Source organism: Reichenbachiella sp., from assembly GCF_039941815.1.
Taxonomy (GTDB): domain Bacteria; phylum Bacteroidota; class Bacteroidia; order Cytophagales; family Cyclobacteriaceae; genus Reichenbachiella.
Genome location: NZ_JBDVDW010000014.1, coordinates 1 through 23,436, shown reverse-complemented (window position 1 = coordinate 23,436; position 23,436 = coordinate 1). Strand labels below are relative to the sequence as shown.

Annotated in this window: 19 protein-coding genes and 1 other RNA gene; 7 read left to right on the top strand and 13 right to left on the bottom strand. The window is 40.7% G+C overall.

The features are described 5' to 3' along the window. Positions 1 to 46: 46 nt before the first annotated feature. A complete protein-coding gene (locus ABJF11_RS00995; protein WP_348117288.1) occupies positions 47 to 1,237 on the top strand; it encodes a C40 family peptidase in 1,191 nt (396 codons plus the stop codon). On the opposite strand, the gene ABJF11_RS00990 is transcribed toward ABJF11_RS00995, so the two are convergent. The 5 genes from ABJF11_RS00990 to ABJF11_RS00970 are packed head-to-tail and all read right to left on the bottom strand — an operon-like array spanning position 1,224 to position 5,947. Then, complete coding sequence (locus ABJF11_RS00990) at positions 1,224 to 1,772, bottom strand: DUF4136 domain-containing protein (protein WP_348117287.1); 549 nt, start codon at positions 1,770 to 1,772, stop codon at positions 1,224 to 1,226. The two genes, ABJF11_RS00995 and ABJF11_RS00990, sit on opposite strands and share 14 nt — an antisense overlap. A gap of 3 nt (positions 1,773 to 1,775) precedes the next feature. Beyond that, entirely contained in the window at positions 1,776 to 2,600 is an 825-nt protein-coding gene (gene menB / locus ABJF11_RS00985) for a 1,4-dihydroxy-2-naphthoyl-CoA synthase (protein WP_348117285.1), read from the bottom strand. Between the two features lie 40 nt (positions 2,601 to 2,640). Then, positions 2,641 to 4,320, bottom strand: a complete 1,680-nt coding sequence (menD, locus tag ABJF11_RS00980; protein ID WP_348117284.1) for a 2-succinyl-5-enolpyruvyl-6-hydroxy-3-cyclohexene-1-carboxylic-acid synthase — start codon at positions 4,318 to 4,320, stop codon at positions 2,641 to 2,643. Then, positions 4,317 to 5,543, bottom strand: coding sequence for a chorismate-binding protein (locus ABJF11_RS00975; protein WP_348117282.1), 1,227 nt, complete (start codon positions 5,541 to 5,543; stop codon positions 4,317 to 4,319). Before ABJF11_RS00975 ends, menD begins: the two co-directional genes overlap by 4 nt. Next, positions 5,540 to 5,947: a hotdog fold thioesterase gene (locus ABJF11_RS00970; RefSeq protein ID WP_348117280.1), complete on the bottom strand. Its 408-nt coding sequence runs from the start codon at positions 5,945 to 5,947 to the stop codon at positions 5,540 to 5,542. Before ABJF11_RS00970 ends, ABJF11_RS00975 begins: the two co-directional genes overlap by 4 nt. A 68-nt stretch (positions 5,948 to 6,015) precedes the next feature. Between ABJF11_RS00970 and ABJF11_RS00965 the strand changes: the two genes are divergently transcribed. The 3 genes from ABJF11_RS00965 to ABJF11_RS00955 all read left to right on the top strand — a co-directional run bounded on the left by ABJF11_RS00965 (position 6,016) and on the right by ABJF11_RS00955 (position 9,424). After that, positions 6,016 to 6,642, top strand: coding sequence for a histidine phosphatase family protein (locus tag ABJF11_RS00965; protein WP_348117278.1), 627 nt, complete (start codon positions 6,016 to 6,018; stop codon positions 6,640 to 6,642). Between the two features lie 222 nt (positions 6,643 to 6,864). Beyond that, positions 6,865 to 7,041: a hypothetical protein gene (locus tag ABJF11_RS00960; protein ID WP_348117277.1), complete on the top strand. Its 177-nt coding sequence runs from the start codon at positions 6,865 to 6,867 to the stop codon at positions 7,039 to 7,041. 52 nt (positions 7,042 to 7,093) lie between these two features. Beyond that, positions 7,094 to 9,424 (top strand): ATP-binding protein, encoded by a 2,331-nt coding sequence (locus ABJF11_RS00955; protein ID WP_348117275.1) that lies wholly within the window; start codon positions 7,094 to 7,096, stop codon positions 9,422 to 9,424. Here the strand turns inward: ABJF11_RS00955 and ABJF11_RS00950 are convergent. Together ABJF11_RS00950 and ABJF11_RS00945 are read right to left on the bottom strand one after the other, a co-directional pair. Next, entirely contained in the window at positions 9,421 to 11,616 is a 2,196-nt protein-coding gene (locus ABJF11_RS00950; RefSeq protein WP_348117274.1) for a B12-binding domain-containing radical SAM protein, read from the bottom strand. The two genes, ABJF11_RS00955 and ABJF11_RS00950, sit on opposite strands and share 4 nt — an antisense overlap. 101 nt (positions 11,617 to 11,717) lie before the next feature. Further along, the gene (locus tag ABJF11_RS00945; RefSeq protein ID WP_348117272.1) at positions 11,718 to 12,170 is read right to left on the bottom strand and encodes a hypothetical protein; all 453 of its coding nucleotides are present in this window, start codon (positions 12,168 to 12,170) and stop codon (positions 11,718 to 11,720) included. Positions 12,171 to 12,499: 329 nt separating this feature from the next. Here ABJF11_RS00945 and ABJF11_RS00940 point away from each other — a divergent pair, with 329 nt between their 5' ends. Further along, positions 12,500 to 13,486 (top strand): SDR family oxidoreductase, encoded by a 987-nt coding sequence (locus ABJF11_RS00940; protein ID WP_348117901.1) that lies wholly within the window; start codon positions 12,500 to 12,502, stop codon positions 13,484 to 13,486. Between the two features lie 75 nt (positions 13,487 to 13,561). On the opposite strand, the gene ssrA is transcribed toward ABJF11_RS00940, so the two are convergent. After that, positions 13,562 to 13,957, bottom strand: a transfer-messenger RNA (tmRNA) gene (gene ssrA, locus ABJF11_RS00935). 165 nt (positions 13,958 to 14,122) lie between these two features. On the opposite strand from ssrA, the gene ABJF11_RS00930 reads away from it, so the two are divergent. After that, positions 14,123 to 14,716 carry an RNA polymerase sigma factor gene (locus tag ABJF11_RS00930; RefSeq protein ID WP_348117271.1) on the top strand — a complete coding sequence of 198 codons (594 nt, stop codon included), beginning with the start codon at positions 14,123 to 14,125 and terminating at the stop codon, positions 14,714 to 14,716. Then, a complete protein-coding gene (locus ABJF11_RS00925) occupies positions 14,700 to 15,071 on the top strand; it encodes a DUF6768 family protein (RefSeq protein WP_348117268.1) in 372 nt (123 codons plus the stop codon). The genes ABJF11_RS00930 and ABJF11_RS00925 overlap by 17 nt, the downstream gene beginning before the upstream one ends. 3 nt (positions 15,072 to 15,074) lie before the next feature. Here ABJF11_RS00925 and ABJF11_RS00920 read toward each other — a convergent pair whose 3' ends face one another. The 5 genes from ABJF11_RS00920 to ABJF11_RS00900 all read right to left on the bottom strand — a co-directional run. After that, on the bottom strand, positions 15,075 to 16,139 hold the full coding sequence (locus ABJF11_RS00920) for an SO2930 family diheme c-type cytochrome (protein WP_348117265.1): 1,065 nt from the start codon (positions 16,137 to 16,139) through the stop codon (positions 15,075 to 15,077). 1 nt (position 16,140) lies between these two features. Continuing rightward, a complete protein-coding gene (locus ABJF11_RS00915) occupies positions 16,141 to 17,388 on the bottom strand; it encodes a parallel beta-helix domain-containing protein (RefSeq protein ID WP_348117263.1) in 1,248 nt (415 codons plus the stop codon). Positions 17,389 to 17,514: 126 nt separating this feature from the next. Continuing rightward, positions 17,515 to 18,774 (bottom strand): Xaa-Pro peptidase family protein, encoded by a 1,260-nt coding sequence (locus ABJF11_RS00910; protein WP_348117260.1) that lies wholly within the window; start codon positions 18,772 to 18,774, stop codon positions 17,515 to 17,517. A gap of 123 nt (positions 18,775 to 18,897) precedes the next feature. Continuing rightward, positions 18,898 to 19,827, bottom strand: coding sequence for a type IX secretion system membrane protein PorP/SprF (locus tag ABJF11_RS00905; protein WP_348117258.1), 930 nt, complete (start codon positions 19,825 to 19,827; stop codon positions 18,898 to 18,900). 6 nt (positions 19,828 to 19,833) lie between these two features. Beyond that, the coding region (locus ABJF11_RS00900; protein WP_348117256.1) for a gliding motility-associated C-terminal domain-containing protein at positions 19,834 to 23,436 on the bottom strand (3,603 nt) is incomplete at its 5' end.

Sequence of the window (23,436 nt, the reverse complement as noted above, 5' to 3'; positions counted from 1 at the left end):
ATTAATAATTTTCGTAGTTTAGCACCTGGATAAACTAATTGCACAAATGTATACACATCGATTGATTCTTATTTTTGCTATTATTTTAGCGCAAATATCATGTTCTAATCCAAGGCCAACTGGAACGGTTGATGAGATCTTAGGACTAAGGGATAGTCTTAAGATGATGTATGCACCGGATCGCAGAGTCGCACGATTTGATATTGACTTTGAATATGCTGATGGCAAATTGGTAGTTGACGGGGAGTCAGACCAGCCGGAAGCCATAGCAAAACTTTTTGGCTACTTGGACACTCAAGAAACGCTATGGGTTGATCAAATTGTCAGATTGCCAGATTCTTCCACTTTTTCAACGCCATTTGCTGTGGTGAACAATTCTGTCGCAAATATTCGTAGTGAAGCAAGACACTCCGCTGAACTAGCCACGCAGGCCACCCTGGGCATGGTGCTTAAGGTGTTAAAGATTACCGATGAATGGTACTTGGTACAGACACCAGATGGGTACATTTCATGGGTTGATCACGGGGGAGTGGTTTTGATGTCTGACGATGAATCAAGAAAGTGGCAAGAGGCAGAAAAGGTGATTGTGACCAATGCCACAACCTGGGTGTATGAAGTTGGAAATTCAAAAGTAGTCGTATCAGATGCTGTACTAGGTAATGTCTTAGAAAAAGTTGAGGAATCAGGCGGGCATACAATCGTTAGGTTTCCGGATGGTAGATCAGGTCAGATTACAACCATGGATATTATAGATTATCAGGAATGGTTGAGTACACTTAATAGGTCTGGCGGACTGCTCGAGTTTTATGCCAGACAATTGATGGGAACGCCATATCTCTGGGGAGGCACCTCAGCCAAAGGGATGGATTGTAGTGGATTTACTAAAACTGTTTATCTAATGAACGGACTTGTAATTCCCAGAGATGCTTCACAGCAGATAAACGAAGGCATCACCGTTGATGACAATCTTACTTTTGAAGGACTAGAAAAAGGTGATCTACTTTTTTTCGGAAAACCCGCCACAGACTCTACGCGGCAGCGTACGACTCATGTGGGTATCTGGCTAGGAGAGGGTGAGTTTATTCACGCCTCCAAAAGAGTAAGAATCAGCTCTATCGATCCAGCATCTCCGAACTACGATGAGTACAACAAAAATCGATATCTGGGAAGCAAAAGGTATCTAGGTCACCTGACAGGCAATATTACAGACTTGACCGCTTTAGTCAATTCGAAATGATTTTTTCATTTGATCCAGCTTGATAAGGATAGGTCTCAAAGATGTGATTGATTAATTCTGTGATAGTAGTCTCAGGATCTTCACGCTTAGAGTACTTTAAATCCAAGCTGCCCTGCCAAACTAATTTCTTGCGTTTCTTATCACGTAGTTCAATTAAAATCACTCCTTCTGTTCTTCTTTCAGAATTCCACCCCGATGGTGAATTGAATGAATTGTATCCATAAGGATCATAATTCCGGTTGTTATTATTGGCTGTGGTAGTAGTGGACACCAGCTCGTACCTGGTGATCAGATCAGGTTTATCAGCAGATTGATAGCCTCTATCAGTCATGTTCTGATTGATTACCTTCTCGATTTGGTTGAAGTATTGAAGCCCCTGCTCGTCATAGGACTTGTCGTCGCTTTTGTAGTTGATCAGTCGGTAGGTTTTGTATTGACTATAGTCCAACTCATCATTCAAAAATTTAATCACCTTAGGTGATGCACAGGTTTGACAGAGTAAAAGAATGATGAGAAGGCTAAAAGTCGGTTTCATGATTTAAGGAAATTTAGGAAATTTATCGAAGTCAGGATCTCTCTTTTCCAGGAAGGCATTTTTACCCTCTTGTGCTTCTTCCATAAGATAATACATAAGTGTGGCATCTCCAGCCATTTCCATGAGCCCATGTTGACCGTCAAGCTCTGCATTTAAGCTTCGTTTGATCATTCTCACTGCCAACGGACTTCTTTTCATAATGGTACGGCACCATTGTACGGTAGTTTCTTCCAGTTTGTCCAGAGGTACTACTTTGTTTACCATACCCATCTTCTCAGCTTCTTCTGCAGTATACTGCTCGCACAAGAACCATATTTCTCTTGCTTTTTTCTGTCCCACGTGTCTCGCGAGGTAGGAGGAGCCAAATCCACCATCAAAACTCCCGACCTTTGGGCCCGTTTGACCAAATTTGGCGTTTTCTGATGCGATTGTAAGATCACAAACCACATGGAGCACGTGCCCTCCACCGATTGCATATCCATTGACCATGGCTATGACTGGCTTAGGCAAGGATCTGATTTTTTTATGTAAGTCTAGTACGTTCAGTCGAGGTACACCATCTTCGCCTATGTAGCCACCTTTTCCTTTTACATTTTGATCACCACCAGAACAAAAGGCCTTGTCGCCAATACCAGTGAGCACGACTACGTTGATGTCAGTTCTTTCACGGCATATGTCCATGGCGTCAAGCATCTCATTGTTGGTCTCAGGCCGAAAAGCATTGTATACTTCGGGTCTATTGATGGTTATTTTTGCGATACCCTCGAAGAAGTCAAATTTGATATCGGAGTATTCTTTGATAGTTTTCCAGTCGAATGTTGCACTCATATTTCTAAATTTTATAGCTCAAAACTAATTGGCTAATTACTTATTTGGATAGTTTATGGAATAAATCTTTGTACACTTCTTTACTCTCTTGCGGATTTGTAAATATCTCAAGGATTTTTCTACCGCCTCCTTCAAAGAAGAGAGGCAAAGTCTGGGTTAGATCATTAGTGTCATGGCTGGTCATGTATTCAAAATGATATTCTTGTGCCGTCAATTTGGCATTTCTCTTTTGGACGGTTTCGAAAAACTCTTCCAGTTCAGGTTGTTGTGAAGGGCCGTCGATCATTCTAAAAATACCACCTCCCTGATTGTTAAAAATTATAATTTTGAGATTATCAGATAAACTATTGTGCCAAAAGGCATTGATATCATAAAAGAAAGCTACATCACCTGTCAGTAGTACGACAGGTTTGGGTGAAGCCAAAGTTGCACCTACGGCAGTACTATTTGAACCGTCTATACCACTCGTACCTCGATTGCAGTAGACCTCGACTTTTTGATCTTGCCTGAGCCCAATGACATTGGCGTATCGCACGGCCATGCTGTTGGCGAGATGCAGATCGATATTATTCGGTAGTGATTGTAATACTTTTTTGTATCCTTGATAATCTGAAAACTGTTCAGATTCGTAATTTCTAATTATTTCTTTAGCAGACTGATCCGTTTTTTGCCAAGCGTGAAAAAACTCCTGTTGAGATTGATCTACTGAGAGATTAGCGCTGAGGTGTAGTAAAAATGATTCGGGATCCGATTGGATCGCAAGAGTCAGCGCTTTGTATGTGTCTGGTGCATGGGCCTCATCTCTGACATGCCAGTGGGCCTTGGGTTTATGGTTCCTAACAAATATTTTCAGGTTCTTGCTAATGACAGACATTCCGATGGTGATGAGCAAGTCGGGCTGCAACTCCTTGTTTTCGTTGGCCTTCAGAAATAAATCCTGACCGGTGATTACCCCAGCTACTTCATGCACGTTGGAAATGATATCGGCGACTATTGGAATTTGATGCTGGGTTGAAAGCCCTTCCAGTAGGTCATTCAAAGATTTCTGCTTTGCTCCCTGGCCTACAATCAGAAGCACTCTTTTATACTTGGGAAGTTCCGTCATCATTTTACCTAGCTCAGGAATAGGATTCAATCCATTCGGCGGATCCGTTTTAACTAGATTTTGATTAAAATCATAAACCGTACCTGATTCTGGATAGAATGGCTCTCTGAACGGTACATTGATATGGACAGGGCCTTTGTTGTTCGATTGGGTAAGAAGGACTGCCTCATGTACCATATCATGCCCAGTAGCAACTGAATCTTTATCGATTGATAATGATGGAAATACAAATGACTTTTTCACATGCCGGCCGTACAAATTTTCTTGATAGATCGTCTGACCGTCTCTCTCACCAATCCACTCTGGAGGGCGGTCAGCAGTCAGAACTAAAAGAGGAACCTGATTGAAATAGGCTTCAGCTACAGCTGGGGCATAATTTAGACCGGCAGAACCTGACGTACATATCAAGGCGGTCGGGAGACCTGTTTTTAAGCTTAGTCCCAAAGCGATGAAAGCCGCAGACCGCTCGTCAGAGACACTGTAACATTCGATTTTCGGATGTCGTGCAAATGCGATAGTGAGTGCAGCATTTCTTGAGCCTGGCGAAATCACAGCGTACCGGATGCCGTGTAAACTACAGATTTGAGCCAGATCATAAATAGGTTGGAGATTCATGATTCCGGCTGGATGATATTAAGCAAGGTTTGAAATTTTATTTCAGTTTCGTTCCATTCCCTTTCGGGGTCACTATCTTCAGTGACTCCGGCTCCTGCAAATAGTATCATATCATTTTTAAACACTTTTGCGCATCTGAGGTTGACATATAGTGCAGTCTGACCTTCGTAACTTACAGGACCAAGGTAGCCACTATAGTATTCTCTGTCGTAGCCTTCATTTTCTTTTAAAAAACGCGCTGCTGGAAGCATAGGCATGCCGCAAACCGCCGAAGTGGGATGGAGTAAGTCGAGCATTACACTTCCTAACTGCGGGAAATTGACATCCTCCATGTCTACCGTAAACTTTGTTTTTAGGTGAATAAGGTTTCCCGCTTTGACCGTTTTGGGACCATATTCATCAAATTCACGTAGGCGAATTTTTTTAAAGCAATTGATAATATACCTGCTAACCAAGGCTTGTTCTTCAATTTCTTTTTGAGTCCAACTGGCTTGGGAAAGATCGAATCCTGGTCTGATTTCCTGTGTGCCGGCTAAAGATATGGTAGTGAAAATTTTTGCGTCGTCCAGTGAGATCAGAAGTTCAGGTGTTGCGCCAAGCCATAGCCCTTGATTCGGAAGGTAGACCAGCGATACAAATGCGTTTTCATACGAGTCACATAATTTAAGTAACTCTTTTAATGGATGAAAACTCTTATCGACTCGGAATTTCTCCCTTCTGGAGGGTACTATTTTTTGATAATACCCTTCTGTGATGGAATCCTTGCATTTTTGTACAAGGTTCACGAATGATTCCCTCGTAGAATTGATGGGTTTTGGGGAATCTAGAAAATCTCTATAATTGAATTTGTCATTGCGGCTAATGAGTGTAAGCTGCTTTATGAAATTTTCAAACTTACCTGAATCATCTCTGTATCCAGGGCTGAGGAGAATCTCATTTAGATCGCCATCTAGCAGGATGTCTGATTTAATGAATTGAGAGCCGTGCTCTTCTGAGTTCTCAAATGGACTGATTAGAAATCCGGTAGGTGCATTTTCTATATCCTCTGGCAGAGTGCCTTCTTGGTCCAATTGAAGTGCTGAATGTATTACTCGTTCTTGGGGATTTCTCCAAATAGCGAATGGCAGATCCATTTTGATTCCAGTATTGAATAAGCTTTCAAGTTTTTCCATGAAAGCAGTCGTCAATTTTGGGTTAGAAAGTTGTTTGTCTGATTCCATCATTTTTTATCAATCACTGCCATGGTTATTCTACTTACACATACAAGTTGGTTTTCGGAGTTGGTGATTTTAATTTCCCAAACCTGGGTCTTTTTTCCAATATGCAAGGGGCGAGCTATTCCTTCTACCGATCCATTTTTACAACTTTTGATATGATTGGCGTTTATATCCAGACCTACACAGTATTGCTTGTTGGGGTCTACAGTCATGGTTGCCGCGAGACTACCGAGCGTCTCTGCGAGTGTCACTGATGCACCACCGTGTAAAAGTCCTAAGGGTTGTACCGTTCGATGGTCTACAGGCATGGTTCCTTTCAGGTAATCTTTCCCAATTTCGGTAAACTCGATGCCAATATGGTTAACCATTGATTCTTTTGAGAAGTCGTTTATACCTTCGAGGGTAAACATTGGGAGAAACATATTTTCTTTCTATTACTGGTTTATCTTAGCCTGATACAAACAAAAAGACAATTCGATTGAAAACCAAAAATATATACATCATACGCCATGGACAAACCGACTATAATCTTGAGCAGAAAGTCCAGGGGCGAGGTATAGATTCATCTATTAATCCTACAGGTAGAATTCAAGCGAGTCATTTCTATGATGCATATCAGCATGTACCATTTGATAAGATATATCATTCGGAATTGAAGCGTACCAGCCAGTCGGTTCATAAATTTATTGAAAAGGGAATTCCACGAGAATCGCTGAGCGGACTAGATGAGATCAGTTGGGGCAAACATGAAGGGCAGGAGTTCGATCCGGAGATGCATAAAATCTATTTGGATACAGTCGCAAATTGGGAAAGAGGCAGACTGGATATAGCTGTTGGTGGCGGTGAATCACCTTTAGAAGTCATGCATCGTCAAAAGACTGCGATTGAGTATATCATGAATCAAACCGATGAGTCGCATGTTTTGGTGGCCACCCATGGTCGGGCGATGCGTATTTTGATGTGCTGGATGCTCAACTATCCCATGCAGCACATGGATGCTTTTGAGCATACAAATTTATGCTTGTACCAGCTCGAATACTCCGGCCATGGATACCGGGTGATTAAGCATGGCTCAGCAGAACACCTCAATGACATCAAAATATAAACTCTATCGAGGGTTGTTCTTGACCCAAAGATTGATTATCTTAAATGTCCGAAGCCGTCCTTGAACGGTTGGCACGGTATAGTAAGCGAGGTCGTATAATCCACCCTTAAAAATGCTAACTAAGCCCAAAACCCGGTGAAGCCGGGTTTTGGTTTATTCCCATCCTCCTGTCTTCAATCCCACATACTAATATTGGGAAAGTTTTCTTATATCATTTTTTATATGTCTGAATTAAAGGAAAAGAAAGAAAAAATTGAAGTCATTGGTCATAAGGTTGATTCACTTCGGATGCTTATCAGAGACATCAGCGATGAAGAGATAGATGAGCTCTCTATGAAAGAACTACATGAAGTAGATAAACACATGTTTGAGATATTAAAAACTCTTGAGAAGTTTTAACTATTTCTGAGCTTGCACCTCTTCTACCTACCTAAAAACTTATCTACAAAACATGCCAGAAGGACTAAGTGATACTCTCAAATCTGGATTAAATGCTCTACCAGATTGCGCATATCTCTGCGATAGTGAAGGGCATCTCATATTTGCAAATCTGGCATTTCTTACCTTCTTTGATCTTAATGAAGTAGATGTTGTAAATAAAAGACTTGACTCTTTCAATTCGAATGGGTCGGACTTTGATTTGCTATCAGATGAAGATCGAAAAGTGATTGAATCGAAACAGCGCATCGAGAACTTCTATGACTATAGATCTAAACCCGAATACAATATCAATCAGGCGAGAACATCTAAGTCACCCATTCTGGATGATTCAGGCGAACTAATTGGCGTGATGGCTCTCATTACCATTATTGATGAAAACTATGTCAAGAGTAATTTGCTGGCTCGAGGCGTAAAGCATTATCAAAATATACAGCAACTCACTCTTTCTATTTCAAAATTAAATAGTGAACAAGCCATTCTATGGGAGCTGGCGGAAGAATGTGGTAAGCTATTGGCACTTCAGGACTGTGTAATTTATATGTACGATGACGCTAGTGACGAACTTTCGCAGCGAGCAGCCTTTGGAGCCAAGAGCGATTTTGGTGTGGTGCTTTCACCAGTTTCGTTGAAACTAGGCAAGGGTATAGTAGGGCTTTGCGCACAGCAAAAGAAGACTATCCTCATCGAGGATCTTTCGTCCAACGAACATTACTTTGAAGATACGTCGAAAGCTTTGAGCGAGATCAGTGTACCGATCCTTTTTCAGGATAAGGTTATTGGAGTGATAGATAGTGAATCCACAGAATATGGTTTTTACAATATTAAACATCAGGACTTCCTGGAGGCAATTGCAGGGATTGCTGCACTCAAAATCTCCGAACTCAGAAACCTGAAGAAAGTAAAAGAAAATGAACAATATCTGAACCAGATATTGGAAAGCCCAAAGGATTTGATGGCCTATTCGATTGATAAAGAGTTTAGATATAAATCCTTCAATCAGAATCATGCCAGGATGATTAAAAGTTATTTCGGTATTGATATTCAGATTGGGATGAACGTACTAAGCTTTATTGAAGATAAGTCGGAGAAAGAGGAATACATCATGAGTTTTGATATGGCTTTTCAAGGTTCGGATTTTGCCGTATTGGAAAAATATGAAAACAAACAGGATCATACTTTTAAGTTTCTTGAGAAATTCTATTCCCCGCTTTACTCGATTGACGGCGAAATAATGGGAGTCACGGCATTTATCAGAGATGTAACAGAGGAGAAAACGGTTACCATGAAGCTTGAAGATCGCGAGCGATTGATTCAAACGATCAACGAAAACATTAAAGATGGAATATTCCGATATTCATTAAAGCGAGGTTTCTTGTATTCTAACAGTGCTTTGCTTGAGTTATTCGGTGTAGAAGGCCCAGGAGAACAGAAGGTAGACCTACTGGAGTATCACGTATTCAAGAATCAATATCTAAAAGTATATAATGAAATCCTGAAGAATGGATTTGTTGAAAACCGTGAGGTGCATTTCAAGCGTGTCGATGGTTCGACTTTCTGGGGGCTGCTGGATTGTAAACTGAGCCAATATCATGAGGAACAAGTGATAGACGGGGTAATCACCAATATTACTATTCTCAAAGAAATGAGCCAAAATCTAATCAAAACTAATTCTGAAATGGACCAGTTGGTCTATCGGACCTCTCATGATCTGAGAGCTCCAATTGCTTCTTTGCTAGGTCTCGAGAGTCTACTTTCTACAAGGATTAAGGATGATGAACAGAGAGAGTTGCTCGGAATCATGAAAGGCCAACTCAATCAGTTGGATAGTATAATAATGGATATAATCACCTATCGCAAGGTCGCTAAGTTAGGCTTGTCAAAGAATCACATTGATGTCGAAGACATGATCAATAAAGTGTTGGCAGGCATGCAGTTTATGGAAAATTATAACCATATAGAAAAGAGCGTTTCAATGAAATCGTCTTCTGATTTCGTAAATGACAAACACAATCTGCAGGTAATTTTTAACAACTTGCTTTCCAATGCCATCAAGTATTCCAAAAAAGGAGTAGAGGGATCCATCAAAGTAGAGGCGGAAGTTGATGAAAAGTTTTTATCTATTCTGATACAGGATAATGGAATTGGAATTGAAAAAAACTATCTAAGCAGGGTTTTCAATATGTTTTATAGAGCTACAAATCATGCTACAGGCACTGGATTGGGTCTTTTTATAGTAAAAGAAGCCGTCAATAAGTTAGAAGGTCAAATTACCGTTGAATCCAGGGAAGGAATTGGAAGCACGTTTAAGGTCAAGATCCCTAATCTATTATTGGAAGGTTAGACGAGAAGCAGGCCTGCCTTTCTTAGTGATCTCCAGCCTTGACTTTTTAGAAAGCGATCGAAGTTTATCAATGAGCTGGCTTCGTACATCTGTTCCAGATTTTTAAAGGTTAGTGGTTTATTGCTGCTCAACTGATCAAACACTTGCTCCAACCATTCTCCTTCCTGTTTACTACATACAATAGTATCTTCAGAATCTTTCGTTAGAACCTGAACCTTGCATTTTTCTGAAGTTTTTCCTTTTGTTTTCTTGTTGTAATAAGAGACTTCTGGTCGGCCATGTATCCAAACCAGTTTTGTGTTGTCTGAGATAATCGTATCAGGATTGTTTTGAATGGCCATTTCAATTTGGAAAGGAGTGACCATTGTTTCTGGTACCTCGAAATCAAACCATTCTTGCAGAGGATAATCAAAGCAGACCCCATGCATGTAGTTAAATAATGACTTTTTTAATCCTTGACTAAAGAGAGTATGATCAGCACCAGTGGGGTCTTCATGAGGAAGGTCATTGTGTGCAAATGCGGGTGCTTGATTGAGTAAAGATTTGACTCCAAAAGAGGCTGGATTCATGCCTATAGGACTATGAGCGGTCATGGCAAATTGATGCCAGAATCCGGATTGCAAGACACCTGTTTCAAATAATTGCCTTACCATTTCCAGTGAATCTATTGTTTCTTGTGCTGTCTGGGTCGGAAATCCGTACATGAGATAAGCATGCACCATGATCCCACTTTGAGTGAAATTATGTGACACTTGTGCTACCTGATCTACAGTTACCCCCTTATCTATCAGTGCCAATAGACGATCCGATGCTACCTCTAGTCCACCAGATACTGCTATGCACCCGGAGGCTTTGAGCAACTGGCATAAATCAGGAGTAAATCTTTTTTCAAACCGAATATTAGTCCACCAGCTTACACTCAATCCTCTATTTAGAATCTCGATGGCCAGCTCTCTCATCAGTGCAGGAGGAGCTGCTTCATCTACGAAATGAAATCCGGTTTCTCCTGTTTGTTTGATCTGGTCCTCCATTCTATCACAAATGAGAGAAGCACTTATGGGTTCATAGTTTTTGATATAGTCAAGTGAGATATCACAGAAGGTACATTTCTTCCAATAGCATCCATGTGCCATGGTTAGTTTGTTCCAACGGCCATCGCTCCAAAGGCGATGCATAGGATTAGTAATCTCTATCACAGATAAATAACTGGAAAGAGGTAGCCCTTCATAATCTGGTGTGCCGGTTTGATTGAAGGGAACATCACCTTTTTTTGAACCATCCATGTAGGAGATTTTTCCTCCATCTAGCATCATGGTCCTCTTTAGCGCTGTTTTGTTAATATTTCCGACAAGGTATTCAAGAAGAGATTCCAAAGGCCTTTCTCCATCATCAAAGGTGATGTAGTCGATGAATTCAAAAACCCGCTCGTCTTGAAGCGATCGCAATTCAGTATTGGGATAACCTCCACCGAGTGCAATTTGAATACCTTTATGCTTTTGTTTCAGATATTGGCCGCATCTAAGTGCCCCATACATATTTCCGGGAAACGGAACTGATATGCAGACCAGATTTGGTTGACTCTGAATTATCTTATGCTCTAGACACTCATACAGTACCTCATCTGTAAATGATGGTTCACTTTTTAGCGCTTGATATAGCGGGTCAAACGACTGTGCAGCGAGACTTAAGCGTTCTGCATATCGGCTGAAACCAAAATAGGGATCAATTGTACGGTTTATCAGATCTGATAAATCTTCCAGATAAAGTGTGGCCAGATGTCGTGCTTTGTCCTGTATCCCCTGATTACCGAATGCCCAGTCCAAATCGTCGAGTTGGTCAAATCTCGAGGCTTCCGGAAGATATCCTCTTTCTGCTATGGAATACGCCAGTGTTGGATTCTTATTTTGAAGGAAGGCCATTACTGGATCGATAGTGCTCAAATAGGATTTTTTGAGGCGAAATATTCTCTTTTCGTTTCCCAGAAGGGCCTTCTCATCTATGGAATCGAAAAGACTTGACAATCCCGCTCGCGAAAATATAGAAAGAATGACCTCTATCCCGAGATCCGCCTGCTCAGCTGCTTGCCCAATAATTTTTAAGTAGCCTAATAAATAAGCAGTAGCGGGATAGGGGGTATTGAGCTGGGTAAACGGCGGCGTCAGAAGAAGGGTCTTTGATGAGGCATTAGTCATTGCTGCAAATGTCGCTATTGTGCATGATATAGCCACACCCAAACGCAAAAAGAGGACAACTCAGATGAGTAGCCCTCTTTATTACCTGTTTAATTTTTTTACTACTTAGAGCTGAATGTTGGCTCACAGTCGATTTTGGCTATGCCAATCGCTTCAGGCGACTCCAGCATGATTTCTAAGTTGTTTTTCACCACAATAATCTTGTCGTATTTTTCATTTACGTAAGGGGAGTGAAGGTCTACAAAATGATACTCAGCATCAGAGTTTTTAGGAACCTTAAAATCGTGAACTTCAACGATACCCACCTGACGGTCATTTTTATCGACCAGATATAGTGTTAGATCTACTTTGAAAAGGTCGTAGTTTGTATTGTTCTTCAATCTGTAGGTGACTTCAAAGTTGTCCCATCCATATTTCTCCACCCGTTTTATTTTTTTCACTTCGACGGATACACCTTCGTTGATTTTGTACTGAGAATATGGACTGATTTCCTGGGCGGTTGCAGTGGCACCTAGTGCACCGATTACCATGACAATGGCTAATATTTTTTTCATCTGCTTAACATTTTTTTATTTCAAAGACCAACTCAATCAGTTGGCGACATCTATAAAACCTCTTGGGAGAGGCCAATTTCATAACACACTTTAAAAACTCGATAATGGAATCCATTATTATGTCTCGAGCAGGATATTTTATAAACAATATATTTTTTGGTTACCCTCATGTCTATGGGCAAATATTAAAGTTATAGATGAAAATTTGGCTTAGAGCTAAAATCACAAAGGAAACAGGGCATATTCCTGAATCTTACCGACTTGAACTAATATCATTTGTATTTACCGCTGTATACAAAAATCTCTATAGTTTCTATTTAATTTGCCTTATGGAATTTGTGAAAGGGAAGAAAATACTTGTTACTGGTGGTGCTGGATTTATTGGGTCCAATTTGTGCGAAAAATTACTTAAACTCGATCACTGGGTATATTGCCTGGACAATTTTTCGACGGGAAGAAGAGAAAATATTGCTGAGCTATTAGAACATCCAAAATTCATTCTGATAGAGGGAGATATTAGAACACTTCGTACATGTTCTGAAGCTACCGAAGGCATGGATTATGTTTTTCATGAGGCAGCACTAGGATCTGTGCCCAGATCTATCAAAGACCCAATTACCACCAATGAGGTGAATATCACAGGTTTTTTGAATATGCTGATGGCAGCCAAGGAGGCAAATGTGACAAAGTTTATATATGCAGCCAGCTCTTCAACCTACGGCGATTCGACGTCGCTTCCTAAAGTCGAGGATCAGATAGGTAAGCCGCTCTCACCCTATGCCATTACCAAATATGTAAATGAATTGTATGCGGATATATTCCATAGAACTTATGGGCTGAATACAGTAGGTCTTCGCTACTTTAATGTCTTTGGGAGAAACCAGGATCCTGATGGCGGATATGCTGCGGTCATACCTAAGTTTATTAAAATGCTAATCCAACATGAGTCTCCCGTTATCAATGGTGATGGATCGTTTTCACGGGACTTTACCTACATTGAAAATGTAGTCCAGATGAATCTCTTGGCCATGAGTACAGACGATGAGGCAGCATTGAATCAAGTGTATAATACGGCCTTTGGAGAAAGGAATACTTTGAATGACCTGATAGATAATCTAAAAGAATTGTTGAGCCAAAAGGATCCGGCAATTGCCGATGTCAAAATTATCTATGGACCTGATAGAATTGGAGACATCCCACATTCCTTGGCTAGTATTGACAAAGCACAGAAGTTGCTCGGTTATGCGCCTAAGTTTGATTTTAAGTCTGGCCTGAAGCACACCATTGATTGGTATTGGGGTCAAATGTCACGATGAGAAATTCGAAGACTCAGTACCCGATCAAGACTATAAATAAATAACCCACTGATTTTCAGTGGGTTATAATCTGTTTTGTGGAGTCGGAGGGAATCGAACCCTCGTCCAGATAAGGCCATATTGGACCGTCTACATGCATAGTTGAAACTTAGGATCTCGTAGGAGAGCTGGCGTTCAACAACCCACTTTTCCTACCAGTTACTTTAGTTTCGCTATCGGTTAGCAACTTTACCTCAAGCTAGTCTTACTGGGTGACACCCCTTGATCCTGCTCATAAGACAAAAGCCTGGAGGGATGTGTCTGTCTTGACTCTTAGCCAAGATTAATAATTCTTGCTATAAGCAAAAATTAAGCAGCCATGGCGTAATTAGATTCGCCAAATAGAATATGAGTAAATTGATCACGTGTGCTTACTCAACACCCGACATGCAAGTACAACATTCACACTTACTGTCAAAACCGGTCGACCCCATACATCAAAGAACAAAAAGGCCTTGGCCTTTTTTGGATTGCAAACTTAGCCCATTATACGAGAATATGATCAGTGAGGATGTTAGATTTTGTAAATTGAAGTATGCATTTTTTTTCGATCTAACAGTGAACCAAATTGACATTATTGCGACTAGATGATAGTAAATGAATGAGAAGTCTCAAATTCTAGATGGCCTGCTGGTCTTACAAGCGCAACGAGGGAATCGGAAAGCATTCGAACAGCTAGTACACAAATGGCATAAGAAGCTAATTTACCAATCCTACATTCGCACCAAAGATTGGAAGTCTTCAGAAGACATCGTTCAGGATGTCTGGCAATGGCTAATCTCTAATCTAAGAAATCTCAAGGAGTCTGATAAATTCGGGGCATGGATAAGAACGATTGTAGATCGACGGTCGATCGATTGGGTGAGAAAACAAGAACGTGTAAGGTCGAAAGAATGCCGTACTCCAACGGATGATGGGTTTGAGTCTGCAATAAACACGCAAGGAGATTTGGAGCCTATGGATGAGGTAGATACTAAAGAGCAGAGACTGAATGACTTGGAGAAGGCAATAAATAAGCTGAATGCAGATTTTAAACTGGTGCTCATGTTGTACTACTCAGAATCGAACTCTATCGAGACCATCGCTCAGGTATTAGCCATACCTAAGGGTACAGTGAAGTCTAGATTGTATAAGGCTAGAGAGAAATTGAAGAATATTTTAAATGAAAACTCTTATGAAAAATCAAAATGAAGAAATCGATGAAATGATCAAGGCTGTCTTATCCAAAGAAGAGGCAACTTTTTACGATAATCTACACGAGCAAAATTTGTTTGAAATGGTAGGAGGGCTGTTTAGTGGCAAACTCAAATGGCTGGGAGTGATCAACGTGACTTTCACTTTAGTATTTACAATAATCGGATTCTATTGTTTAGTGCAATTTATGGAAGTGGAGGCAACTAACGATCTGATTCGATGGGGCGTAGGACTGATGGCTTGTATGATGGCTACTTCTATGATGAAAATTTGGAATTGGAATCAAATGGACAAAAATGCAATCCTAAGGGAAATAAAACGTCTACAACTGCTGATTGCCAACAAGCATTAAGTCTTACATTTTCTTAATCCATTCCCTGATCAGTGCAAGTCCTTCTTCATGGGGAACCGTTCTACCCAACTCTGGCATCATGGTGCCCGGCTCGGTGGTTTGCATTCGATGCACCAGAATAGACTGGTCTGGATGAGTTGGTACAATGCTATATTTCAGATTCGCAGAGCCCCGACCAGCGGCAACAGGTTTTTTATTCACCCCTAGACGATAATCATCAGTTTCGAATATTGAGAGGTTTAGACCACTATTTTTAGCTGGCCCAAAATCATTGTGACAATGTGCACAATTGATATCTAAATAGGCGCGTGCTCGTTCATTTAAAGTTCCTGTTCGCTCGTCGTTCCAGATTGCAAGTTTTGGTAGGTCATGTCCTGGAAGATCCAGCCATCCACGCTTTTCAAGCAGCTCTAGTTGATTTCCAGTACCGTTTAAAGCTATTCGATTCAATTGGCGCACAGTGGGTCCGATAGGGACCATTTTGCCTGCTCTGTCATGACAGCTCTTGCACTGATTCATATCAGGTATGGTGTATCCAATTCGACCTTTATTCTTTAATTGAATTGGAATTTTACCTCCGGTTATTTCCAAATAGGCCTCAGTCTGAGCCTGATTCCAAATATATGGCAAGGCGATCCAACCGTTTTCTTGATGTATGAGAAGTCTGGTCTCTAATATTTTTTTTTCAGCTGATTGATTCTGATCAGCTGTATAGAGGAAATTTTTGATGAGTATTGAGCCTACCGGGAATTTTAATGCCAGCTCTTCTTCGTACTCAATCTTTTTACCTTCTGGTAAAAAAATAAAGCGTTTCTTTTCTGCATAATCTGTAAATAAGGGAGTATTTAGGTCATAGGGAAAGACCTTCGATGAAGGTGTTAGATCAGATAACTTACCTACGTAGAAGCCATAATCTGACAGTTTGGTTAATCCTATCCTGGCATATTGGATTTGTTCTGTAATCGTTTGATCCACACCAATCTCAATTGGAATTGCAATAGACTCATCCTGGCGGTTGATATTTTGACAGCTAAAGGTCACCAAAAGAAGCCAACAATAGATCCTCATACTATAGGCAGTTGAAGACTTGAGGGTTTTCTTCTAGCCCTTCAAAATCATTTTCCGCATCCAAATTCACAGAGATGATTTTTGAACCTTCATTGACGCAGATAGCATATTCTGGATTGATTGAACCATCAGCTAGAAAATAATTTGGTGATTTCAAACCATCCCAGGCCACTTGAGGGATGCTAAAACCAAATTTGAACAAGAAGAGTTTACCAAAGTCATTGTCCAAATTGGGTAGGAGGTAGGTGTTCTCGTAACGGTTGTTGTAGACTTTTACATTACCAACATAAGGATCATAGTTTTGATCTTTTTGATTTTTTCTCTCTAGTTCTTCACGACTTCCACCGCCGCCAGTATTTTCGTCTCCTCCCATGGCTTCTAGTAGTGCATAACTCACCATGCCTACTGCTATTGTCCGGTTATTCCTAATGTTGTTGTCATGAATTTTTACGCCTTTGGTGGCCAAAACTAAAATGCCAGTTCCGGGAGGTGTCACCCCAACCATATTTCCTGGCGGTGCGAAATTGGGTGTGTTATTTTCATAAACCTCATTGTTATACACTTCTATGTTTCTGCCATACTGGGTTAACCCTGGTAGATCAAAGACCAAAATGCCTCCTGTATTTTGATAAGACTTGTTGTTTCTAATGATGACTTCTTTCGAATTTTCACTTTCTATCCCTGCCACATTCCAATAAGTGGTGTTGTTTTCGATGAGTACAGTATCGGATTGACCAACATAGATGCCAGCATCACTTGCACCAAAGACCGTACAAGCGCTGACAGTGACGTTGGAGCAGAGTACGGGATACAATCCATATGCGCCGTTGGTGGAATCTGCTACGCCAGTCCAACCTACATTGAGGTTTTCAAATGTAATCCCATTTGTGTCAGTAGCTTTTATATTATCTCCTGCAGCATCTTCTATGGCAAAATCTTTAAGTACAATATTTTGACAGTTGGCAATCCTGATACCCTCTGCGCCTTGTGTTTGATCTTTGAATGATAATACTGTTTTATGGCTGCCCTGGCCTTTGATAGTCACATGTTTCTTGCCCTCCAATATTAGACTTTTGTCGAAGAGGAAATGGCCAGCTGGAAGTTCAATTACACTGCTATCTCTAGCGAGAATAAAAGAAGTAAGGATGGACTTTTGCTTATCAGAAAAATCACGTACCGGATTGTACTCGTAAATTTCCTCGCAAGACAATAGGGTCATGAGTATTCCAATAAATAAGATATTTTTCATGTTAGAGCTGATCAGTTGCATATTCAATTAAAAGATTATTTAATTCAATTGAAAGCCAATTGGATAATATTTGGTCTGGTTCCATTATGATTCAGTTTGCCAAGAAGGCCAATATATGGTCTATGTCTAAATTGGAGTATCAATAGATGGACTCTGCGGAGTGAACGCTTCGTAACCATCCTCTGTGACATAGAAGCAATCTTCTAGTCTGACACCCAATTCTCCATAAATGTAAATTCCGGGCTCATTAGAAAAGCACATGCCGGGCTGCATAGGAGTTGCATTGCCTTTCACAAGGTATTCCCATTCATGAAAATCCATTCCAATCCCATGGCCTACACGATGAAAAAAGTTTTCATACCCCTTTCCAAAGCCATTCTTTTCTATAACTTTTCTTGCAGTATGATCGAGATGTTCACATAGGACTCCTGCTTTGGCTTGCTCATACACAGCACTTTGTGCTTCTTTGACCACATTCCATACATCAAGTTGCCTTTGAGAAGGTTTACCAAAAACAGTAGTTCTGGTTATGTCAGCTTGATATCCGCCAAGTTTGCAACCACCGTCAATCAGTACAAGGTCACCTTCTTTGAGTTGCTGAGCTGTTTTACTGCCATGCGGATAGGCCGTGTATTCACCAAACATGGCTCCGGCCCACCCTGATTCGGATGCACCGAGGGCCGTACTTGCTTCAGCAACAAGAGCACCAAGCTCATACTGCGACATGCCTTCTTTTAATTTAGAAAAGCCATACTTATAGGCCTCTAGGGTAATTTCATTGGCTTTCTTCATAAGTGCCAATTCTTTAGACGACTTGATAGCCCTACACCCAGCGGTAATAACCTTCGCATTTGTTAAGGTGGCTTTTGGCAAATGGGAAGCGATGCCATCGGCTTGAAAAAAGCGTACATTCTCCTCTATACCTAAAACACCTGAAGACGAAGCCTGGCTTTTAAATATCTGAGCTACAAGGGCAAAAGGACTTTCGTGTTCTTGCCAAATGGCTAAATCACCATCAATTGTTATTAATTCATTTAACCGTTCCTGTTCAAATGCCGGGCAGATATAATTTAATGTACCATCGGAGAAGAGCAGTAGTCCTGTCAATCTTTCACTAGGCCACCATTTGATACCTGCAAAATACTCTAGCGAGGTCCCTGCTTCAATAAATACGGCATCGATTTCATGATTTTGCATTAAAAGAACAGCTTTTTCCATGCGTTGTTTTCTGTCCTCGGTATCGATGAATTCAATTCCGTCTGTGAGTGGTGAGAGACCTATGGGACTGGGTTCAGATGCTTGTTTTTGAGTACATGCACTTGATCCGAGAAGTGCGACAGCAGAACCCGCAAGTGCGCTGTTCTCGATAAATTTTCTTCTATTCAATGGATTAAAATTTGTTTTCTATGATCAATTTAGTGAAAATATGAAAAACAAATTTATCAATACGATTGAAGCTTGAATAATTAAAAATCAGATAAGCAATTCAATTAAATGAGGAATTTCAATTTAGAAATAAACTGGGCAAAGCCCATCTTTCTTGCTGAATTTTAAAGGAATTCTATAGTTGATAAATATTTCGTGAGAACCAGCGGTAAAGGTTCCTAATTTACCCGTAGGAATATCATAGGCATATCCGATTCGAAAGTTTTCATTGAGTACTAGCTGAGTCATCAACGAGAATGAATCTTGATATCTATAGGACACCCCTGCATAGACAATTTCGCTTAATATGAAATTCAGATTAATATCAAATGCTGCTGGAGCATTGTCTTGCAATCTCACCAGAACGGACGGGCTGATTTTCAGATTCCGGCTAAGATCTTTTACAAAACCCGCATTGATATAATAATATCTCGAAGCTTTTCCTGAAGAAGGAATGGTCACATCCCCACCACCATCAATCACATTTGGGGTTAGAAAGTAAGGAATAGATGCTCCAATAAAATAGTCACGATTGGCGTAGTACAAACCAAATCCAAAATTGGGATTAAAACTCTTGGTAAAAACTGAGAGCGGGTCATCCTGCTCAAACCAGTTGATGGCGTCCAAATTTGAAGAACGCTGATCAAATCCCCCTTGAATACCCATAGCCAGAATGGCTTTGTTCATCCTTATTTTGTATGCAAAACTTCCATAAACGCTGTATTGCTCATGCACACCGACAACATCTCTGACCACATTCAATCCAACGCCAACATTTTTTTCTCTAAGTGTTGTGTGAGCAGTTAAGGATTGATAGACAGGTGCACCATCAATATTAACCCACTGGTTACGATTAGTCAAAATCGCAGAAAACATATTCAAACTACCAGCATAAGCTGGATTGAGTGCCAAACCATTGTAAGGGTACGTTGAAAATACCGGTCTCTGTTGAGCAAGACACAACTGTGACACACAAATAAATACACCTATTAATAAACCCTTTGTTAGTTTCATTTATCGTTATCTGACCAATTCCAAATATCCCTGATAGACATCTCCATCGTTGCCTTCACCTTTATCAAATATATAGAAGTAAGTTCCAGATGGCAAACCATCACTTCCTCCGCCCAGGCCAGTATTTCGTTTTCCGGTGAAGACATTTCCATTTAGATCGTCTTCATAACCTGAAGTTTGATACACTAACGTTCCTGATCGGGTATATATTTTAATACTGTTGGCAGGAAATCTGTCTGCACAAGATATTCTAAAGTAATCATTCTTGCCATCTCCATTATCAGAAACGCCATTAAATATTTCTATATCAGTGGTAATTTCGAAAGTCGCTTCATAAGAACAATCCTGATCATCAATGACTAGAACTCTGTAGTCCCCAGGATTTAATCCACTCATTTGCTCATTAGTACTGATTATGTTCGAAGCATCTTCAGGATCTATTGGGGTACCAGTGTCAACAGCCCAGTATTGATTTTCGATTCCAAATGACCCTGTAAAAATTAGATCAGCTTCACCGTTGCCAGCATAATTGTCCGTACCTATTTCCAACTCAGAACAGGTAGACTCAGTCGTACTTACGGTAAACTCTGGATCTACTCGAGCATCTTCAATATCAATACTTGCTGCCTCAGATACACATTCAGATACGAGGTCAGTCGCTCTGACGCTGTAGCTTCCAAGGTCCAGTCCTGATGCTCCAAAGGATGAACTGATAACGGTACCACTACCATCTTGCCATTCGAAGGCATATCCGACTATGGTTGAGTCTACAGAGGCAGACACTTCTCCATTTGGCGTGATACAGTTCGTAAGATCGCTTATGAGCTCAACAATTGGCTGCGGTACAATCTCGATATCGCTTGTGATTGTTATTTGATCTGTGATTGTACAGCCTGTTAATCGGTCAGTCATTTCTATTGCATAAGTCTCAGCCATCAACTCATGTACAGTTAACGTTGAGTCAAGTATGGCGTCTGAAAGACTAGCTCCATCATGCCAGTATATGGTATACTTAGATGGTGCATCCGGTCCAGGAATCACCGTAGCCTGACCATCAGCTCTGACTGCTACAAAATCACACTTCGTTAATGCATGATCCTGAATTAAGGTCATTTCCATTAAGTTAGTATTTGTATCATCTTCAATTTCAATGAAATTAGGCTCAGAAATACAACCACCGTCAGTGTCTTCAACCATGACTGTGTAAGAACCATTCTCAATGTTTTCTACAAAGTTTCCAGACAATTGATCATCTGAAGGCAACGGATTACTTGGGGATGAAACCTCACCATCAAGCAGGTAATACTCGAATACCGCTGTAGCATTTGTAGAATTCAAGACGTTGATCGCCAAAGCACCATTCGGGTCAACACAGTTTTCATTTCCAATTGTGGTAATACTCAGTATCAATGGATTATTAGATTCGTTTATCATTCCATATTCTTCTGTAGTAGTACACAAGGTAGTGGCATCTTCTACAATTACTGTGTAAGTACCTTCACCAAGATCTGTGTAAGTAGAAGTGTTGTTTGCTGCTGTACCACCTGACCATGTAAAGTTATAGTTGGCATCAGCAAAATACCCGCCTGCTCCATCAGAAACACCTACCGTTAAGTATCCATCAGGATTTGTAAGAATACAATTTTCCTGAAGTTTGAAATCAATCAAATCAACAACTGGAGGTGTACTTTCATCTTCTACTATGATTTCGAAAACTTTAGATGTACAATCTGATAATGTGCTCTGTGCCTCAATATAGTAAGTATCAGGAGCCAGATTTTGGAATAGACCTGTTGTACCTGCAGGAGTTCCTCCTCCGTCTACATAAGTGCCTGAGTGCAAGATATAATTGTAATCTGTCACATTATCAGGTGTTATATCTGTGATTTCAATTTCTCCATTCACATTGGCTCCACAACTAGTGGCAGCAGTGATATTTACATCATTGTTTACATCAATAGTGATATCAACTGGGTCAAAAGGAACCACAAAACTATCGCTGCTTTCACAGCCAGTGACTGCGTCAGTAACCGTTACTGTATAGGTGTTCTCATCCAGACCATTGATGGTAGCAGTCGCTTCACCGCCACCCCACAGGTAGGTTACCCCATTGGCTATACTGGTAGCATCAGTAGCGGCGACTGTGAGTTGACCATTTCCTCCAGTACAGTATTGATCTGCCTGATCAAGCGTAAATTCTATAGTAGGATTTGTCGAATCATCTTCAATTATAAAGTCAACTATATTTCCTTCACATTGGGTAGCAGTATTTACGAAGTATACTTGGTAGTCTCCTGGATCCAATTGATCCACATGTCCATCACCTACGACATTAAAGGCATAACCAGCGTCGTCTTTATTGGTATAAGTGTATGTGAAATCAGCGAGGGCACCACCTGAAATTGTAGTGATTTCAAATTCTCCATTGAACCCGCCTCCAGTACAATTTGTATTTGCTGTATTTGTAGAAGCAGTGACTTCATAAGTTGGAATTGTTTCGCTAAGTGTAATTGTTTCATCAATGAAACACGTGTTGTTAGGTGAAGTAGCATCTGTAATTCTTAGTGTATAGACGCCACCATCTAATCCAGTTATAGTACCAGTATATCCAGCGCTTATTGTACCTGAAATTCCAGTTATACCAGTTCCTGTTACTTCATTTGTACCTGGCATGGCAATTCCTCCTGCATACCACTGGAAATCGTAATCACCTGCTGGAACAACTGCTCCTAGTGTATTTCCAATAGTCCAATCGATTGCTCCATTCCCTTCATTCGTATCCGGATCACAACTCGAATCAGTTACATTCTCGGTTAATACTAGTGTCGGGCTTTCAGCCTGATCTTCTACTTCAAATGCAATTTGGCCTGTGCTACATCCTGTGGTCTGATGAGTAGCCTCCACGTAATATAGTCCTGGAGTTAAACTGTTTAAAGTTGTTGTAGTAGTAGCAACGCCTAAATCCGTCAGTGGTCCATCCGAGTACCATACCCAATCGTAATCATTTACATCTCCAGAGGTAATATCAGCATCTGAGACCGTAATAGACCCATTAGAGGCACTGCAATCTGTTACGTGTACAATAGCTGCATCTACGTTGGTCTCATTGATGGTATGAGATTCAGGGACATTACTAATTGTAAAGGTTGCAGTAGACTGACATGTATTACCCGGTGCAGAATTATCAGTTACAATTACCAAATATGTATCAGGGGAGAGATCCGATATGGTTTCGTCATCCGCTCCAGTGATCACCGCAGTTCCTTGATTAGGATTTGTACTTGCCACTGCTGTAATTTGATTATTTGCTATAGCATCCGCAATAGTTGACCCTCGGTACCATTCGAAGGTATAATCTCCTACCACGTTCCCTTGAATTTCTACTGTAAGATCTCCATTTCCTATATTGGTTGCTACATCACAATTTGTATCAGGGTTTGAAGAATCTACTAGTACTACTGGATTTTCATACTGATCTTCGATCGTAAATGCGATTGTTGAAGAGCTACACTCAGTTCCATCGTTTTCGATGGTCACCTGATAGTCACCTGCAGGCATGTCATCCAATCTGTTGTCATCAGTGGCCGCCCCTGTAGTCGAAGGAGTGAT

Bases quoted from the DNA above. Each gene is read 5' to 3' on its own strand.
- ABJF11_RS00925 (WP_348117268.1), top strand. From the start codon at position 14,700: ATGAAAAATCAAAATGAAGAAATCGATGAAATGATCAAGGCTGTCTTA.
- ABJF11_RS00950 (WP_348117274.1), bottom strand. From the start codon at position 11,616: ATGACTAATGCCTCATCAAAGACCCTTCTTCTGACGCCGCCGTTTACC.
- ABJF11_RS00905 (WP_348117258.1), bottom strand. From the start codon at position 19,827: ATGAAACTAACAAAGGGTTTATTAATAGGTGTATTTATTTGTGTGTCA.
- ABJF11_RS00955 (WP_348117275.1), top strand. From the start codon at position 7,094: ATGCCAGAAGGACTAAGTGATACTCTCAAATCTGGATTAAATGCTCTA.
- ABJF11_RS00975 (WP_348117282.1), bottom strand. From the start codon at position 5,543: ATGATGGAATCAGACAAACAACTTTCTAACCCAAAATTGACGACTGCT.
- ABJF11_RS00940 (WP_348117901.1), top strand. From the start codon at position 12,500: ATGGAATTTGTGAAAGGGAAGAAAATACTTGTTACTGGTGGTGCTGGA.
- ABJF11_RS00995 (WP_348117288.1), top strand. From the start codon at position 47: ATGTATACACATCGATTGATTCTTATTTTTGCTATTATTTTAGCGCAA.
- ABJF11_RS00990 (WP_348117287.1), bottom strand. From the start codon at position 1,772: ATGAAACCGACTTTTAGCCTTCTCATCATTCTTTTACTCTGTCAAACC.
- ABJF11_RS00920 (WP_348117265.1), bottom strand. From the start codon at position 16,139: ATGAGGATCTATTGTTGGCTTCTTTTGGTGACCTTTAGCTGTCAAAAT.
- ABJF11_RS00930 (WP_348117271.1), top strand. From the start codon at position 14,123: ATGAATGAGAAGTCTCAAATTCTAGATGGCCTGCTGGTCTTACAAGCG.
- ABJF11_RS00915 (WP_348117263.1), bottom strand. From the start codon at position 17,388: ATGAAAAATATCTTATTTATTGGAATACTCATGACCCTATTGTCTTGC.
- menB (WP_348117285.1), bottom strand. From the start codon at position 2,600: ATGAGTGCAACATTCGACTGGAAAACTATCAAAGAATACTCCGATATC.
- ABJF11_RS00945 (WP_348117272.1), bottom strand. From the start codon at position 12,170: ATGAAAAAAATATTAGCCATTGTCATGGTAATCGGTGCACTAGGTGCC.
- ABJF11_RS00970 (WP_348117280.1), bottom strand. From the start codon at position 5,947: ATGTTTACCCTCGAAGGTATAAACGACTTCTCAAAAGAATCAATGGTT.
- ABJF11_RS00960 (WP_348117277.1), top strand. From the start codon at position 6,865: ATGTCTGAATTAAAGGAAAAGAAAGAAAAAATTGAAGTCATTGGTCAT.
- menD (WP_348117284.1), bottom strand. From the start codon at position 4,320: ATGAATCTCCAACCTATTTATGATCTGGCTCAAATCTGTAGTTTACAC.